Source organism: Microbacterium sp. 22303 (assembly GCF_052045265.1).
Taxonomy (GTDB): Bacteria; Actinomycetota; Actinomycetes; order Actinomycetales; family Microbacteriaceae; genus Microbacterium.
Genome location: NZ_JBQEOQ010000002.1, coordinates 764453 through 778248, shown reverse-complemented (window position 1 = coordinate 778248; position 13796 = coordinate 764453). Strand labels below are relative to the sequence as shown.

Genomic DNA, 13796 nt, shown 5'->3' with positions numbered 1-13796 from the left:
GAGAACGACTCATGGCTCGTGCTCAGGGGGACGACTCGAAGAGAAGGAACACCATGGACTGGCTGGACGCGCTGCAGGATCTGCGGTCGCGGCGGATCCCCGCTGTGATCGTGACCTTGGCGACCGTCCGCGGCCACGCCCCGCGCAACGGCGGCGCGAAGATGGTGGTCTCCCCCGATGCCGTGCACGGCACGGTCGGGGGCGGCAACCTCGAGCAGACCGCGATCGACCAGGCGCGACGCATGCTCGCCGACGGATCCGCGGAGCCCGAGCTGCTCGCGCTCACGCTGAGCGACAAGGCCGTGACGGAGTACGGGGTGCAATGCTGCGGAGGAGAGGTCACCATGCTGCTGGAGCCGATCCGGGTCACCCCGACCGTCGCCGTGTTCGGCCTCGGCCACGTCGGCCTCGAGCTCGCACGCATCCTCGCCCGGCACGAGCTGGAGCTCATGCTCGTCGACTCGCGCGCCGAGATGCTGGCCGAGGAGCGGATCGGGATCCCCCGAGAGCGGGGTCCGCTGGGCGACGCCGTGGCGCGGGTGCGCGTCGTGCACGCCCCCGTCCCTGAGGCCGCACTGGCGGACCTCACGCCCGGCGCGCACGTCCTGGTCATGACGCACGACCATGTCGAGGACCTGGCGATCGTCGATCAGGCGCTGCGCACCCCGGGCCTCGGGGCCGTCGGCCTCATCGGATCCGCCTCGAAGTGGGCGCGGTTCAGGAAGAAGCTGCACGAGCTGGGCCAGACCGATGAGGATGTCGCGCGGGTGACCACCCCGATCGGGATCCCCGAGGTCGCCGGCAAGCAGCCCGCGGTGATCGCGGTGAGCGTCGCGGCCCGGATCCTGCAGCTCATCGACGCGGCGGCCGCGACGGACTGAGAGCGCGCGGCCCAGCACCGCGGTCGACGAGGTCAGTCGTCGAGCGACGCGAGGTAGCCCGCGTTGCCGCGGAGCGCCGCCTCGTAGCGCTGCACCTCCGCGGTCGGGAAACGGTCGGCGACCACGGTGAGCACGGCGCCGAGTGCGGCACTGGGCCGGCCCATCGCGTGCAGGGTGAGTGCGCGGAAGATGCCGAGCGACTCCGATTCGGGGAAAAGCGCGATGCCCTCGTCGAACGCCGCCAGGCTCTCATCGAGGCGGCCGAGATTGCGCAGCGTGCTGCCGTATTGCAGATAGCACTGCCGCAGCCAGCGTCCCTCCAGACCAGCCCCCATCGCCCGGCGGTAGTAGCCGAGCGCAACCTCCTCCTGGCCGTCGGTGTCATAGGCGCCGCCGACCTCGTAGAGCACGGCAGGGTCATCGGGATGTTCCTCGAGGATCTCGAGGAACGCCGCGATGGTCGGCTCCATGTGGCCGCGATCCCGGGCGGCGAAGATCTCGTCGAGTCGGGTTCGCAGAACGGTGTCGGTGATCATGGGTCCTCCTCCGTCCACGCTAGCCGTCTCGGATGCCTTCCCCTCGGTCTCCCCGCCGGCACGTGCGCCACCGGATCCGACCGGCAGATCATCGACAGGCGCCCTTCCTTTCGTCACGGGTGCGACGAGCACACGCAGAGACCGACATCCTCGGCGGTGAGCTGTATGCCGCCCGATGAGTTCGCGGAGTTCGCCAGCTGCGCGAGATAGTCCCGGCTCAGCTCGGGTGCTTCGGGCTCCTCGAAGACGAACCTCAGCTCGACAGCCGGGTTCAACCAGATCGTGCTGCGCCCCGGTGGCTGATCCTCCGAGTGCGGCCAGGACACGGTGAAGCTCTCGCCCCGGCGCAGCTTGGTCGCGATCACGATCTTGAGATGCGCAAGGGCGCGGTCCTCGATGTGGATCGGGGATGCCGACCCGCCGTAGTAGATGGTTCCCACGTGGCGCCTATCCCGAGCGCCGCGCAGGGTGCATCCCGACCGGCGCGAAATGAGGGATCGGGATCGGCTTCGCGCTGCGCGTGACCGCACGGCGAAGGTCTTCGACGACGTTCGCCGGGCAGACGTACCTGGTGGGCAGCGCGACGTCGACCAGCCAGGTGACCTCGCACTCGCCGTCGGCCGCCCGCAGGATGCTCGCGACCGTCGCCCGCGGGTCATCAGCCGGGTAGCGGCGGTCGAGGATGACCCACTCCGTCCCGGTGATCTGGTGCAGCTCGAGCAGCTCGGCCGTCATCATGCGACGCTCCCGTCGTCTTCGGCACCGTCGTCCGATGACGGGACCTCCGGGTGGCGGACTCGCATCCGGTCGGGCCGGAAGCCGTGCTCCACACCCCAGAGGACCGCTTCCGTGCGGGACGTCGCACCGATACGCCGATACGCGGATCGGATGTATGTCTTGACCGAGTTGATCGACAGGTGGGTGCGGTCGGCGATCTTCGCGTTCGACAGGCCCTGGGTGATGAGCGCCAGGACTTCGGATTCCCGGGCGGTGAGCCCTTCCTCGCGGCCGGGCCAGTCGCCCACCGTGATCGCGGGCCTCCCCTGCGTGCCCACCCAGACCTGCGGGCCCCCGGCGCAGATCTGCTGCAGGGCGGTGACCAGCTGGCTCGCGGGGACGCCCTTGGACACGTAGCCGCCGGCACCGTTGGTGATCGCGGCATTGATCAACACGTCATCGAGGTTCCACGAGTACACCACGACTCGCCCGACTCGCGGATTCGCCGCGAGGTCGTGGACATCGGCGCGGTCACCCTGCGTCGACGCGAAGGTGTCGTACAGGGCGACGTCGACGACTTCCGCGACCGGTTTGTTCAGATCCAGCTCGACGACCTGGACGACGTCCTGATAGGCGTGCAGCATCGCGGCGAGTCCGCGGACGACGACTTCGTAGTCGTTCACCAGAGCGACCCGCAACGCCTTCGAATCTCCGACCGGGAGAGGATTCATCTCCACTCTCGCTTCCTCGTGAGGGATCGGTCAGACGATCCAGTCGCTGCCTTGAACGCTCTCAACGCTATTCATCGGTCGGGCGGCTGTCTTCACCCCTAGGGGTGTAATCGACCCTCGTCATTATTGAACATGTTCAGTTCCTGTTGTATCGTCAACCCATGACCGAGATCCTGGAGAGCACCACGAGCGCGACGACCAGCCCCGCGCCCGCCGATCCGCTCTTCGATCCCGAGGACGTGCGTCGGCTGTTCGACCGCATGGCCGCCTCCTACGACCGGATGAACATCGCCCTGTCCCTGGGATTCTCGACGCTGTGGCGACGACAGCTGCTCGGCCTGGTGCACGCCAGCGGATCCCCCCGTCGCGTACTCGACCTGATGAGCGGACGGGGCGAGACCTGGGCCGAGATCGAGCGCCGGCTCCCGCAGGCGGAGATCACCGCGGTCGACTTCTCGGCGCAGATGATGGCGCAGGCGGAGGCGCGCAGTCGCGGCCGCTTCGGGGGGCGTGTGCGGCTGCGGCAGGAGGACGCCCTGGCGGGGTCGACGAAGGACGCCTCCGTCGATGTCGTGGTCAGCGCGTACGGTCTGAAGACGTTCGATGCCGCACAGCTGGAGCGCCTGGCGTCCGAGGTCGCGCGAGTGCTGCAGCCGGGCGGATCCTTCGCCTTCATCGATGTCACCGAGCCCGACTGCGGACCGCTGCGGATGCTCTACCGGACGTACCTGCGCTGCATCGTGCCGCTTGCAGGGATCCTGCTGCTCTCGAACCCGACGGAGTACCGGATGCTGCACCGCTATCTCGCCGGCTTCGGCGACGGTTCCCGTGCCGTCGAGGCGTTCCGTGCGGAGGCCGGCCTGCGCATCGAGGTGCGCCGGCACTTCTTCGGCTGTGCCATGAGCATCAGCGGTCGGCGGATCTGACCGCGCCGCACCGCGGGCGCACAGTTCGCAGAGGTCGAGGTTCGACACCGCTGCACCGTGCGAGCGGGCGGGCGCGCCGACCCCAGGTATCGCCGAAGTTCGTACAGCGGAAACTTGAATCCGCATTGCGGACTTTTGTCTTGCACGATGGGCCTCGGGGACGTAGAATCATCGCAGGCCTAGGCGGGTTACGACAGTGAACCATCTACCGGGCATCCCAGGCGGCGACGTCGTGGATCGTGACCCGGAGTTCCTCCCCGTGCAGGCCCCTCCCGCACCATCCCGATGCACCGCCTGATCAGGAGCCGATGGCCGGCACCTGGATGAGGGAGGTGCCCCATGCTGGATCGCATTCACGAATACGGCGAGTGCTTCACCGAGCCGGACCGCTGGGCGATCGCGACGATCGTCGAGGTGTCCGGATCCGTCCCGCGCCCTGCCGGCACGTCGATGGCGGTGCGCGACGACGGCCGCACGATCGGGTCCATCTCGGGCGGCTGCGTCGAGGGTGCCGTCGTCGATGCTGCGCTCACGTGCCTGGAGTCCGGCGCGACCGAGCTGCACTCCTTCGGCTACGCCGACGATGACGGCATGTCGATCGGCCTGATGTGCGGCGGCGACGTGCGCGTGCTCGTGCAGCCGCTGCGCACGCTGGGCGCGGTCGACCCGCGGTTCCGCACGCACCTGGTCCGCGAGCTGCCGCTGCACGACACCACGTCCGGCACCCTCCTCACCGCGGAGGGCCTCGGCATCACGCTCGGCCCGGACGCGCTCTGCGCGGCGTTCGACGGGGAAGACCTTCCCGACGTGGTCGCTCACGTCGCGGTAGATGCGGCAGACCGGATCCGTGCGGCGCTGCGGACCGGTGGCACGCACGTGGTGGACGTCACCGACCGCGCGGTGCCGGAGTGCTCGGTCGCGCGGCGCCTGCTCGTGGAGTCGACCGTGACGCCCGCGCGGCTCCTCATCTACGGCGCGAACGACTTCTCCGCAGCGCTCGCGCAGGCCGCCGCCGCACTGGGCAGGCACGTCACCGTGTGCGACGCCCGGCCGGTGTTCGCCACCCGCGACCGCCACCCCGGCGCGCACGAGGTCGTGCTGATGCACCCGGCCGAGCACTTCACGGCGGAACTCTCCGCGGGCCGCATCGACGCGCGCACCGCGATCGTCGTCCTCACCCACGACCCTCGCTTCGACCTTCCCGTGCTCGATGCCGCACTGCGCCACAGCGTCGCCTACGTCGGTGCGATGGGATCCCGCGTCACGCACGACAAGCGCGTGCAGGAGCTGCGTGCGGGCGGGCTCACCGCCGCGCACCTCGACCGGCTGCACTCGCCGATCGGCCTGGACCTGGGCGCGCGCACCCCGGCAGAGGTCGCGGTGTCGATCCTCGCCGAGCTGATCCTCGTGGAATCGGCCGCGCGAGCCGGATCCGCGCCGGCGAGCGCCCGTGCCGAGGTCGGGAGCCGAGCGCTGCCCGCCCGACTCCGCGACACCACCGGCGACGTGCACGACGGCGCACGGCGAGGAGCGGAGCCGCTCGCGAGGGTCGTCGCCGCAGAAGTCGGCCGCGCGGCAGCGCCCATCGGCCGCAGCTGCGCGGTCACCCCGCGACGCACCGCGACGCCGAAGGAGGCCCTGACATGGATGTGACGAGCGTCGACGAGGTGCTGATGTGCGCCGACCCCGGACAGTGGCGCCCGGGCGACTCCTGGCTTGCGGGCGGCACCGTGATCTTCTCGTACGGCACCGACATCACCCGCGGCGCGCCCACGCGGCTGCTCGACATCACGGGAGCCGGCTGGGCGCCGCTGACCTGGCACGACACCGGCGACCGCCTGGGTTCACTGGAGCACGGGATCCTGGAGATCGCGGCGACGTGCCGCATCGCGGATCTGCGCGCCCTCGCCGACGACCCCTTCCCCGGCGGAATGCCGCGCCGGAGCCTGCCCGGGCTGGATCTGATCCCGCCGGCCTGCGATTCCTTCGTCGCGTCGTGGAAGATCTGGAATGTCTCCACGGTCGGCGGCAACGTGGCCACCGCGCTGCCGGCCGGGCCGATGATCTCACTGCTGAGCAGCTGGGACGCGACCGCCGTGATCCTGTGCCCGGACGGATCCGAGCGGCGCACGCCCGTGGCCGACCTCGTCGTCGGTCCCGCCCGCACCCGCCTGGCCGACGGCGAGCTGATCCGCAGCTTCCGCGTGCCCGTTCGTGCGCTCGCGCAGGAGTCCGCGTTCCGCCGCATCTCGCTCACCGAGCGCGGGCGCTCCGCCGCCCTGCTGATCGGACGCCGCACCTCGACCTCGACGCTGCGGCTCACGGTGACCGCGTCGACGTTCCACCCCATCGTGCTCGACGTGACGGCGGATCCGGATGCCGTGGCCGCGGGCGACGGATTCGCGGTACGTGCGGACGGCGCGGCCTGGCGCACCGCGATCGACGCCGCGGTCGACCGCACCCGCGGCTGGTACGACGACATCCACGGCGAGCCCGCCTGGCGACGGCGGATGACGCACCGCCTCGGCGACGAGATCCTCGCGGAACTGCTGCCGGGCCTCGCGACCGGCGTCGACGACGCGATCGGGCGGGTCACGGGCGACCTGCGCATCGAGAGGAGTGCACGATGACCGCCGAGAACATCGGGACCGTCCGGCCCCCGCTGCGCGAGACTGCGGATTCTGCACGAGACTTCACGCCGGACGGGGAGTCTCATGCAGAAAGTGGGGTCTCACGAGGGGCGATCTGCGGATCCGGCGCTCCGGGATCCGGCCGCGCGACCATGGCCGCGACCGCGACCGCGACCCTCGACGGCCGTGCCGTCGCCGTCGATCCCGAACCGGGACAGTGCCTGCGCACCTGGCTGCGCGACCAGGGCTCGTACGGCGTGAAGAAGGGCTGCGACGGCGGCGACTGCGGCGCGTGCACGGTGATCGTCGACGGCGAGGCGGTGCACAGCTGCGTGTACCCCGCGCATCGTGCCGTCGGCCGCGACATCGTCACGGTCCAGGGCCTCGGCACACCCGAGGATCCGCACCCGGTGCAGGAGCGGTTCCGCCGTGCCGCCGGATTCCAGTGCGGGTTCTGCACGGCCGGGATGGTGTGCACGGTCGCCTCGATGCCGGCCGGCGCCGAGGAGGACCTCGGCCGTACGCTCAAGGGCAACATCTGCCGCTGCACCGGATACCGCGCGATCGAGGACGCCGTGCACGGCGCCGTGAACATCGACGACAGCGCCGGCGGCGTCGGCCGTGCGACCGGAGCGCCCGCCGCGACAGGGGTCGTGACGGGGACCGTCCGCTACACGATGGACATCGACCCCGCCGAGCTCCCCGGCCCGCTGCTCTACGCCGCTGTCGTGCGCAGCCCGCATCCGCATGCGCGCGTGGTCCGGGTCGATGCGACGCGGGCCCTCGCCGCCGACGGTGTGGTGCGCGTGCTCAGCCGCGACGACGCTCCGACGACGGTGTTCTCCACGGCGCAGCACGAGATCGAGGCCGACGACCCCTACGACACCCGCGTTTTCGACGAGTACGTGCGCTTCGTCGGGCAGCGCGTGGCCCTGGTCGTGGCCGAGTCGCAGCGCGCCGCCGATCGCGCCGCGCGCCTGGTTGACGTCGAGTACGAGGTCCTGCCCGCGAACACGGATCCCGAGCGCGCCGACCGTCCAGGCACCGTGGCGCTGCACGGCCCGGCCTCGCCGGGAGGCCGGCGCGACCGGGCTGCCGGTCACGAGATCGACGGCCCCGAGGGCGTCGCCCGCCCCGACGACAACGTCGTCATGGAGCTGCACACCGAGACCGGCGACCTCACGGCAGAGCTCGCCGCGAGCCACGTCGTCGAGGACCGCACCTTCCACACCCACCGCGTCTCGCACACGGCGCTCGAGACGCACGGATCCATCGCCTGGCAGGATCCGGACGGCCGTTTCGTGGTGCGCAGCAGCACCCAGGTGCCGTTCCTCGCCCGGCGCACGCTCGCCCGCATCTTCGGCATCGACAAGGAGCAGCTGCGCGTCTACTCCGCCCGCGTCGGCGGCGGCTTCGGCGGCAAGCAGGAGATCTTCACCGAGGATCTGGCCCTGCTGGCGACGATGGCGACCGGACGCCCGGTGCGCGTCGAGTTCTCCCGCAAGGAGGTGCTCACGGCGACGAGCGTGCGGCATCCGTTCCGCATCCGGGTGCGCATGGGGGCGACCGCGGACGGCCGGATCACCGGCATCGGCGTGGACGTGCGCTCCAACACCGGCGCCTACGGCAACCACGGCCCCGGCGTGATGTTCCACGGAGTGGGCGAGTCCATCGCCGTGTACCGTGCGGCCGCGAAGAAGATCGACGCCGATGTCGTCTACACGAACACCGTCCCCTCCGGCGCCTTCCGCGGCTACGGCCTGAGCCAGATGATCTTCGCGATCGAGTCGACCGTCGACGAGATCGCGCGGCGGCTGGGTATGGATCCGCTCGCGTTCCGCACCGCGAACCTGATCGGGCAGGACGACGCGATGATCGCCGCGCACGAGGAGCCCGATCTCATCATCGGCAGTTACGGCCTGGACGAATGCGTGCAGATCGTGCGCGACGGCCTGGCGCGGGATCGGGAGACGGACCGCGCCGGACTCGTGCCGGGATGGCGTCTCGGGGAGGGATCCGCCGTCGCGATGATCGCCACGGTCCCCCCGCGCGGGCACCATTCGCACACCGTGATCCGGCTCGAGGCCGACGGGGCGTTCGGGCTGGACGTCGGCACGGCGGAGTTCGGCAACGGCACCTCCACGGTGCACCAGCAGATCGCCGCGACCGTGCTGCAGACGACGACGCGCGCCGTGCGGCTGCGCCAGTCCGACTCGGATCTGGTGCCGCACGACACCGGCGCCTTCGGATCCACCGGGACCGTCGTCGCGGGCCGGGCCACGCACGCCGCCGCCACCGCGCTGGCCGGGCGCATCCTCGCCCGGGCAGCGTCGCTGCTCGACGCCCCCGTCGACGAGTGCGTGCTGACCGGAGGACGCGTGATCCGCGGCGAGCAGTCGGTCGCCCTCGCCGACATCGCCGCCGACGCGGAGCTTCACGGCGGGGCGCTCGAGGAGAATGGGTACTGGGGCGGTACGCCGCGCTCGGTCGCGTTCAACGTGCAGGGGTTCCGCGTCGCGATCGACGAGGCGACCGGAGAGCTGCGGATCCTGCGATCGATCCACGCCGCCGATGCCGGCGTGGTCGTGAACCCGGAGCAGTGCCGGGGCCAGGTCGAAGGCGGCATCGCACAGGGCATCGGCGCCGCGCTGCATGAGATCGTGCGCGTGGACGACGGTGGCACCGTCGTGTCGGACATCCTGCGCCAGTACCACGTGCCGACGTTCGCGGACATCCCGCGCTCAGAGGTGCACTTCGCGCAGACTTCGGACGTGCTCGGCCCGCTCGGGGCCAAGTCGATGAGCGAGTCGCCGTTCAACCCCATCGCGCCGGCGCTGGCCGCGGCGATCCGTGACGCGACCGGAATCCGGATGACCGTGACGCCCTTCACGCGCGACCGGATCCACGCCGCGATCCTGGAGCGCGACGCGTCGCTCCCCTTCCCGGGGTCGTTGAGCGCCCTTCGACAAGCTCAGGAACCGGCCGAAGGCGACCGAGACGACACGCGGTCCCGGAGAGGGCGCGACGTCTCGTCTCGCTTCGCTCGCTCAACGACCGAGATCTCGGGAACGAACCGATGACGACCCCGCTCAGGCACGCCATCGTGCTCGCCGCGGGCTACGGCACCCGCCTCGGACGCGGCCCCAAGGCGCTGCTGCCGTGGAACGGCGAGGTGCTGGTCACTCGCGCCGCGCGCGCCGCAGCCGAGGCCGGCTGCAGCGTCACGGTCGCGGTCGGTCCGGCCGGCCGCGAGGCACGCAGCTGGCTGCGCGGCCGCTGCCCCGCGGCGCACGTGGTCAGGGTGCACGACGCGCATCTGGGCATGTCCGCCTCTCTGCGCGCCGCCGTACTGCCGCTCGTCGTGGCCGATCCCGCACCGCAGGCCGTGATCGTGCTGCTCGTGGATCAGCCCGGCGTCGACGCGCCCGTGATCCGCCGGCTGTTCGACTCGCACGTGCCGGGGCGGGCGACCCGCGCGCTGTGGCACGGCGTCCCCGCGAACCCCGTGGTGTTCGACACCGGCGACCTCTGCGCGGCCGCGGCCCTCGCGGAGGGCGATGCCGCGGCCCGCACGTGGATCGCACACAATCGGCACCTCGTCGACGACGTCGAGTGCAGCGACCTCGGCCGCGGCGACGACATCGACGAGCCCGCCGACCTCGCCGGCTGGCCCGAGCTGCGCGCCCCTCGCTGACTCCGGGCTCACTCAACGCCCCCGGAATACGCACGCGTGAACGCCGAAGCCCCCGACCCGCAGCGCGGATCGGGGGCTTCGGATCGTCGGGCTCAGTGTCCGAGCAGCTGCTCCACCGGGCCGCGCACGAAGTAGAGCGCGAAGCCGGCGGCGACCACCCACATCAGCCAGTGCACCTTGCGCGCCCGTCCGGACAGCGCGTTCACGAGTGCCCAGGAGATGAAGCCGACGCCGATGCCGTTCGCGATCGAGTAGGTCAGCGGCATCGTGACGATCGTGAGGAATGCCGGCAGCGCGACGGCGAACTTCTTGAACGAGATCTCGCGGATCTGGGCCATCATCATCGCGCCGACGACGACCAGCGCTGCGGATCCGACCTCGATCGGCACCACCAGCGTGAGCGGCGTGAGGAACATGGACAGCAGGAACAGCACGCCGACCACCAGTGATGCCAGGCCCGTGCGGGCGCCCTCGCCGATGCCGGAGGCGCTGTCGACGTAGACCGTGTTCGACGACGTCGAGGTCGCACCGCCCGCCACGGCGCCGAAGCCCTCCACGATGAACGCCGAGCGCAGCCGCGGGAACGTGCCGTCCTTGTACGCCAGGCCGGCATTCTTCGCGAGACCGGTCATGGTGCCCATGGCATCGAAGAAGTTCGAGAACACGAGGGTGAACACCAGCATCGTCGCGGACAGCGCTCCGATCCGGCCGAAGGCGCCGAACATGTCGAACTGGCCGACGAGGCCGAAGTCCGGGACGGTCACCCACGAGCTCGGCAGCTGCGGGATCGTCATGTGCCAGCCGTTCGGATCCTTGAACGAGGGGCCGAGCTGCAGCACCGCCTGTGCGATGAGCGCGACGATCGTGGTCGCGACGATGCCGATCAGGATGCCGCCGGGTACCTTGCGCGCCACGAGGATCGCGATGACGACCACGCCGAGCAGGAAGATGAGTGTCGGGACGGAGGTGATGGATCCGCCCACGCCCAGCTGCACCGGCGGGCCGGCGGGCGTGCGGTTCACGAAGCCCGAGTCGACGAAGCCGATGAAGGCGATGAACAGGCCGATGCCGACCGTGATCGCGGCCTTGAGCGCCTGGGGCACGGCCTTGAAGATCGCCGTCCGGATGCCGGTGGCTCCGAACAGCACGATCAGCACGCCGTTGATCACGACCAGGCCCATGGCCTCCTGCCAGGTGACCTGGCCGACGACCGACACGGCGAGGAAGGAGTTGATGCCCAGGCCCGCGGCGAGCGCGAACGGCAGGCGGGCGATCACGCCGAACAGGATCGTCATCACGCCGGCGGTGAGGCCGGTCGCGGCGCCGATCTGCGCGGCGTTGAGCGCGTGGTCCGCGACATCCTTGGTGCCGCCGAGGATCAGCGGGTTCAGGATCACGATGTAGGCCATCGTGACGAAGGTCACGATGCCGCCGCGGATCTCACGGCCGATGGTCGAACCGCGGCGGGTGATCTCGAAGAACCTGTCGAACGCGTTCTTCGGTTCGGCGTCCACCGTGGTGCTGGCGCCGGTCTTCAGCGGCGGCAGGTCCTGTGTCGTGCGGGAGAACACGTCACCGCCGGAGACGGTGGGCATGCCCTCGGTCTCGGGGGTGGGAGTGGATGACGTCATTGTCTGCTCCTGATTCCTTCGGGTCGGGTCAGTACTCGATACGGGTGGTGGTGCGGCTCCACTCGGTGAAGGGCGCGACGCGCTCCTCAGCCGGCAGAGCGATGTCGGAGACGGGCATGAGGGCCTTGTCCTCGGGCCCGCCCTCGAAATAGCGGTAGAACACCGCGTCGTCGAAGCCGGCATCGGCGGCGTCGTCGCGGTTCGCCGCGAAGTACACGCGGTCCACGCGCGCCCAGAGCGACGTGGCCAGGCACATCGGGCACGGCTCGCAGCTCGTGTAGAGGGTGCAGCCTGCGAGGTCGAACGTGCCGAGCTGCTGACACGCGTTGCGGATCGCGGTCACTTCGGCGTGCGCCGAAGGATCGAGGTTCGCGGTGACCCGGTTGACGCCCTCGAACACCCTGCCGTCGGCAGAGACGATGAGGGCGCCGAACGGACCTCCGGCGTTGCGGACGTTGTCCGTGGCAAGGGCGACGGCCTGAGCGAGATACTCGGCGGGCGTCGCCGGCGCAGCGGACGGAGGCACAGTGCCGTGAGAAGGCACAGGGGTGCTGTTCATGGAGAGCTTCCTTGCTGTCGTCGCAGTGATACGGCTTCCGGTCGAGCCCGTCGTCGGGCCCTTCCTCGAGATAAGTACGTCGAACCGCTAGGTTGTCATCCCGCCCGAGACGGCTGTTGCGGCCTCGGGCTGGAATGACGATAACAGCGATCCTCCGCCGCGTCCATGGTTTTTTGGAACTCACATTCCGTATCGCGGTAAACATGGTTTCGCTTCCGCATTCGCGGCACTATCATCCCTTCCATGACGCATTTTCGGATCAGTGAGGCAGCGCGCCTTCTCGACGTCAGCGACGACACCATCCGCCGCTGGGCGGCCGAGGGGATCCTCACCGTCTCCAAGGACGATTCCGGACACCAGATCGTGCCGGGTGCGGAGCTCGCCGAACGAGCACAGGCGCTGGCCGGCGAGCCGGATCCCGGCGACAACGTGCTGCGCAGCGCGCGCAACCGCTTCGTGGGCCTCGTCACCGCCGTGCGCGTGGAGGGGCTCATGGCGCAGATCGAACTGCAGAGCGGTCCGCACCGCATCGTGTCGCTCATGAGCGCCGAGGCCGCGACCGAGCTCGGGCTCGAGGTCGGCAGCAAGGCCGTCGCCGTCACCAAGGCCACCATGATGATCATCGAAGCCGAAAGGGCCTGATCCCGAATGACCCGCTCCTTGCCGTTCCGCCTGTCCGCGGTCGTCGCCACGGCCGTCGCCACGGCGCTCGCCCTGACCGCATGCTCGGGCTCCTCGCCCGCCGCGACGCCGACGCCGACCAGCACCGCGGCCGCCTCCACCGCGAGCGGCGAGCTGACCGTGTTCGCCGCGGCCTCGCTCAGCAAGGCGTTCGACCAGATCACCACCGCCTTCGAAGCCGACAACCCGAAGGTGCACGTCAACCCGATCACCTACGACGGATCCTCGACGCTCGCGACGCAGATCATCGAGGGCGCGCCGGTCGACGTGTTCGCCTCGGCCGATCAGAAGAACATGGACAAGGTCACCCAGGCCGGTCTCGCCGGTGACGCACCGGCGTTCACCACGAACGTGCTGCAGATCGCCGTCGCCCCCGGCAACCCCCTGAAGGTGAAGGATCTCGCCTCGCTCGCGGACCCCGGTCTCAAGCTCGTGCTGTGCGCGCCCGCGGTGCCCTGCGGCAACGCCGCGAAGACGCTCCTCGACACGGCGGGCGTGACCGTGACGCCCGCCAGCGAGGAGCAGAACGTGACCGCGGTGCTGGCCAAGGTCAAGGCCGGCGAGGCCGACGCCGGCCTGGTCTACACGACCGATGTCAGGGCCGCGGGCTCCGCAGTGACCGGCATCGCGATCGCCGGCGCCGACAAGGCGACCAACACCTACCCGATCACGGTGCTGAAGGGCTCGAAGAACGCGGATGCCGCGGCAGCGTTCCAGGCCTTCGTGCTGTCGGACAAGGGGCAGAAGATCCTCAAGGATCTGGGGTTCGGCGGCGCATGAGAACGGGGGGCCGGAGGGAACCGCGCGCGG

At 70.4% G+C, this 13796-nt stretch carries 14 protein-coding genes; 8 read left to right on the top strand and 6 right to left on the bottom strand.

Annotated elements, in window-relative coordinates; translation table 11 throughout:
• The first annotated feature begins 53 nt into the window (after positions 1-53).
• Positions 54-881 carry a xanthine dehydrogenase accessory protein XdhC gene (gene xdhC, locus ACTJI8_RS09245; RefSeq protein ID WP_440733126.1) on the top strand — a complete coding sequence of 276 codons (828 nt, stop codon included), beginning with the start codon at positions 54-56 and terminating at the stop codon, positions 879-881.
• A 32-nt stretch (positions 882-913) separates the two neighbouring features.
• Here xdhC and ACTJI8_RS09240 read toward each other — a convergent pair whose 3' ends face one another.
• From ACTJI8_RS09240 to ACTJI8_RS09225, 4 genes are all read right to left on the bottom strand, one after another.
• Positions 914-1417 (bottom strand): tetratricopeptide repeat protein, encoded by a 504-nt coding sequence (locus ACTJI8_RS09240; protein WP_440733125.1) that lies wholly within the window; start codon positions 1415-1417, stop codon positions 914-916.
• A gap of 113 nt (positions 1418-1530) precedes the next feature.
• The gene (locus tag ACTJI8_RS09235; protein WP_440733124.1) at positions 1531-1857 is read right to left on the bottom strand and encodes a DUF7882 family protein; all 327 of its coding nucleotides are present in this window, start codon (positions 1855-1857) and stop codon (positions 1531-1533) included.
• Positions 1858-1864: 7 nt separating this feature from the next.
• Positions 1865-2155, bottom strand: a complete 291-nt coding sequence (locus ACTJI8_RS09230; protein ID WP_440733123.1) for a hypothetical protein — start codon at positions 2153-2155, stop codon at positions 1865-1867.
• Entirely contained in the window at positions 2152-2865 is a 714-nt protein-coding gene (locus ACTJI8_RS09225; RefSeq protein WP_440733122.1) for a response regulator transcription factor, read from the bottom strand. Before ACTJI8_RS09225 ends, ACTJI8_RS09230 begins: the two co-directional genes overlap by 4 nt.
• Before the next feature lie 161 nt (positions 2866-3026).
• On the opposite strand from ACTJI8_RS09225, the gene ACTJI8_RS09220 reads away from it, so the two are divergent.
• The 5 genes from ACTJI8_RS09220 to ACTJI8_RS09200 all read left to right on the top strand — a co-directional run bounded on the left by ACTJI8_RS09220 (position 3027) and on the right by ACTJI8_RS09200 (position 10115).
• The gene (locus tag ACTJI8_RS09220; protein ID WP_440733121.1) at positions 3027-3791 is read left to right on the top strand and encodes a class I SAM-dependent methyltransferase; all 765 of its coding nucleotides are present in this window, start codon (positions 3027-3029) and stop codon (positions 3789-3791) included.
• A 339-nt stretch (positions 3792-4130) separates the two neighbouring features.
• Positions 4131-5444: an XdhC family protein gene (locus tag ACTJI8_RS09215; RefSeq protein WP_440733120.1), complete on the top strand. Its 1314-nt coding sequence runs from the start codon at positions 4131-4133 to the stop codon at positions 5442-5444.
• Positions 5435-6421: an FAD binding domain-containing protein gene (locus ACTJI8_RS09210; protein ID WP_440733119.1), complete on the top strand. Its 987-nt coding sequence runs from the start codon at positions 5435-5437 to the stop codon at positions 6419-6421. Before ACTJI8_RS09215 ends, ACTJI8_RS09210 begins: the two co-directional genes overlap by 10 nt.
• Positions 6418-9501, top strand: a complete 3084-nt coding sequence (locus ACTJI8_RS09205) for a molybdopterin-dependent oxidoreductase (RefSeq protein WP_440733118.1) — start codon at positions 6418-6420, stop codon at positions 9499-9501. Before ACTJI8_RS09210 ends, ACTJI8_RS09205 begins: the two co-directional genes overlap by 4 nt.
• Complete coding sequence (locus tag ACTJI8_RS09200; protein WP_440733117.1) at positions 9498-10115, top strand: nucleotidyltransferase family protein; 618 nt, start codon at positions 9498-9500, stop codon at positions 10113-10115. Before ACTJI8_RS09205 ends, ACTJI8_RS09200 begins: the two co-directional genes overlap by 4 nt.
• A gap of 92 nt (positions 10116-10207) precedes the next feature.
• Here ACTJI8_RS09200 and ACTJI8_RS09195 read toward each other — a convergent pair whose 3' ends face one another.
• Entirely contained in the window at positions 10208-11746 is a 1539-nt protein-coding gene (locus ACTJI8_RS09195; protein ID WP_440733116.1) for an NCS2 family permease, read from the bottom strand.
• Positions 11747-11774: 28 nt separating this feature from the next.
• Positions 11775-12305, bottom strand: a complete 531-nt coding sequence (locus tag ACTJI8_RS09190; protein ID WP_440733115.1) for a nucleoside deaminase — start codon at positions 12303-12305, stop codon at positions 11775-11777.
• 243 nt (positions 12306-12548) lie between these two features.
• Here ACTJI8_RS09190 and ACTJI8_RS09185 point away from each other — a divergent pair, with 243 nt between their 5' ends.
• Positions 12549-12947: a TOBE domain-containing protein gene (locus ACTJI8_RS09185; protein WP_440733114.1), complete on the top strand. Its 399-nt coding sequence runs from the start codon at positions 12549-12551 to the stop codon at positions 12945-12947.
• Positions 12948-12953: 6 nt separating this feature from the next.
• The gene (gene modA / locus ACTJI8_RS09180; RefSeq protein ID WP_440733113.1) at positions 12954-13766 is read left to right on the top strand and encodes a molybdate ABC transporter substrate-binding protein; all 813 of its coding nucleotides are present in this window, start codon (positions 12954-12956) and stop codon (positions 13764-13766) included.
• The last annotated feature ends 30 nt before the right edge of the window (positions 13767-13796 follow it).

What these genes read in the sequence shown, in the direction of transcription:
- ACTJI8_RS09240 (WP_440733125.1), bottom strand. Translation starts at nt 1,417, where the DNA reads ATGATCACCGACACCGTTCTGCGAACCCGACTCGACGAGATCTTCGCC.
- ACTJI8_RS09220 (WP_440733121.1), top strand. Translation starts at nt 3,027, where the DNA reads ATGACCGAGATCCTGGAGAGCACCACGAGCGCGACGACCAGCCCCGCG.
- ACTJI8_RS09230 (WP_440733123.1), bottom strand. Translation starts at nt 2,155, where the DNA reads ATGATGACGGCCGAGCTGCTCGAGCTGCACCAGATCACCGGGACGGAG.
- ACTJI8_RS09225 (WP_440733122.1), bottom strand. Translation starts at nt 2,865, where the DNA reads ATGAATCCTCTCCCGGTCGGAGATTCGAAGGCGTTGCGGGTCGCTCTG.
- modA (WP_440733113.1), top strand. Translation starts at nt 12,954, where the DNA reads ATGACCCGCTCCTTGCCGTTCCGCCTGTCCGCGGTCGTCGCCACGGCC.
- xdhC (WP_440733126.1), top strand. Translation starts at nt 54, where the DNA reads ATGGACTGGCTGGACGCGCTGCAGGATCTGCGGTCGCGGCGGATCCCC.
- ACTJI8_RS09210 (WP_440733119.1), top strand. Translation starts at nt 5,435, where the DNA reads ATGGATGTGACGAGCGTCGACGAGGTGCTGATGTGCGCCGACCCCGGA.
- ACTJI8_RS09205 (WP_440733118.1), top strand. Translation starts at nt 6,418, where the DNA reads ATGACCGCCGAGAACATCGGGACCGTCCGGCCCCCGCTGCGCGAGACT.
- ACTJI8_RS09185 (WP_440733114.1), top strand. Translation starts at nt 12,549, where the DNA reads ATGACGCATTTTCGGATCAGTGAGGCAGCGCGCCTTCTCGACGTCAGC.
- ACTJI8_RS09215 (WP_440733120.1), top strand. Translation starts at nt 4,131, where the DNA reads ATGCTGGATCGCATTCACGAATACGGCGAGTGCTTCACCGAGCCGGAC.
- ACTJI8_RS09200 (WP_440733117.1), top strand. Translation starts at nt 9,498, where the DNA reads ATGACGACCCCGCTCAGGCACGCCATCGTGCTCGCCGCGGGCTACGGC.
- ACTJI8_RS09190 (WP_440733115.1), bottom strand. Translation starts at nt 12,305, where the DNA reads ATGAACAGCACCCCTGTGCCTTCTCACGGCACTGTGCCTCCGTCCGCT.
- ACTJI8_RS09195 (WP_440733116.1), bottom strand. Translation starts at nt 11,746, where the DNA reads ATGACGTCATCCACTCCCACCCCCGAGACCGAGGGCATGCCCACCGTC.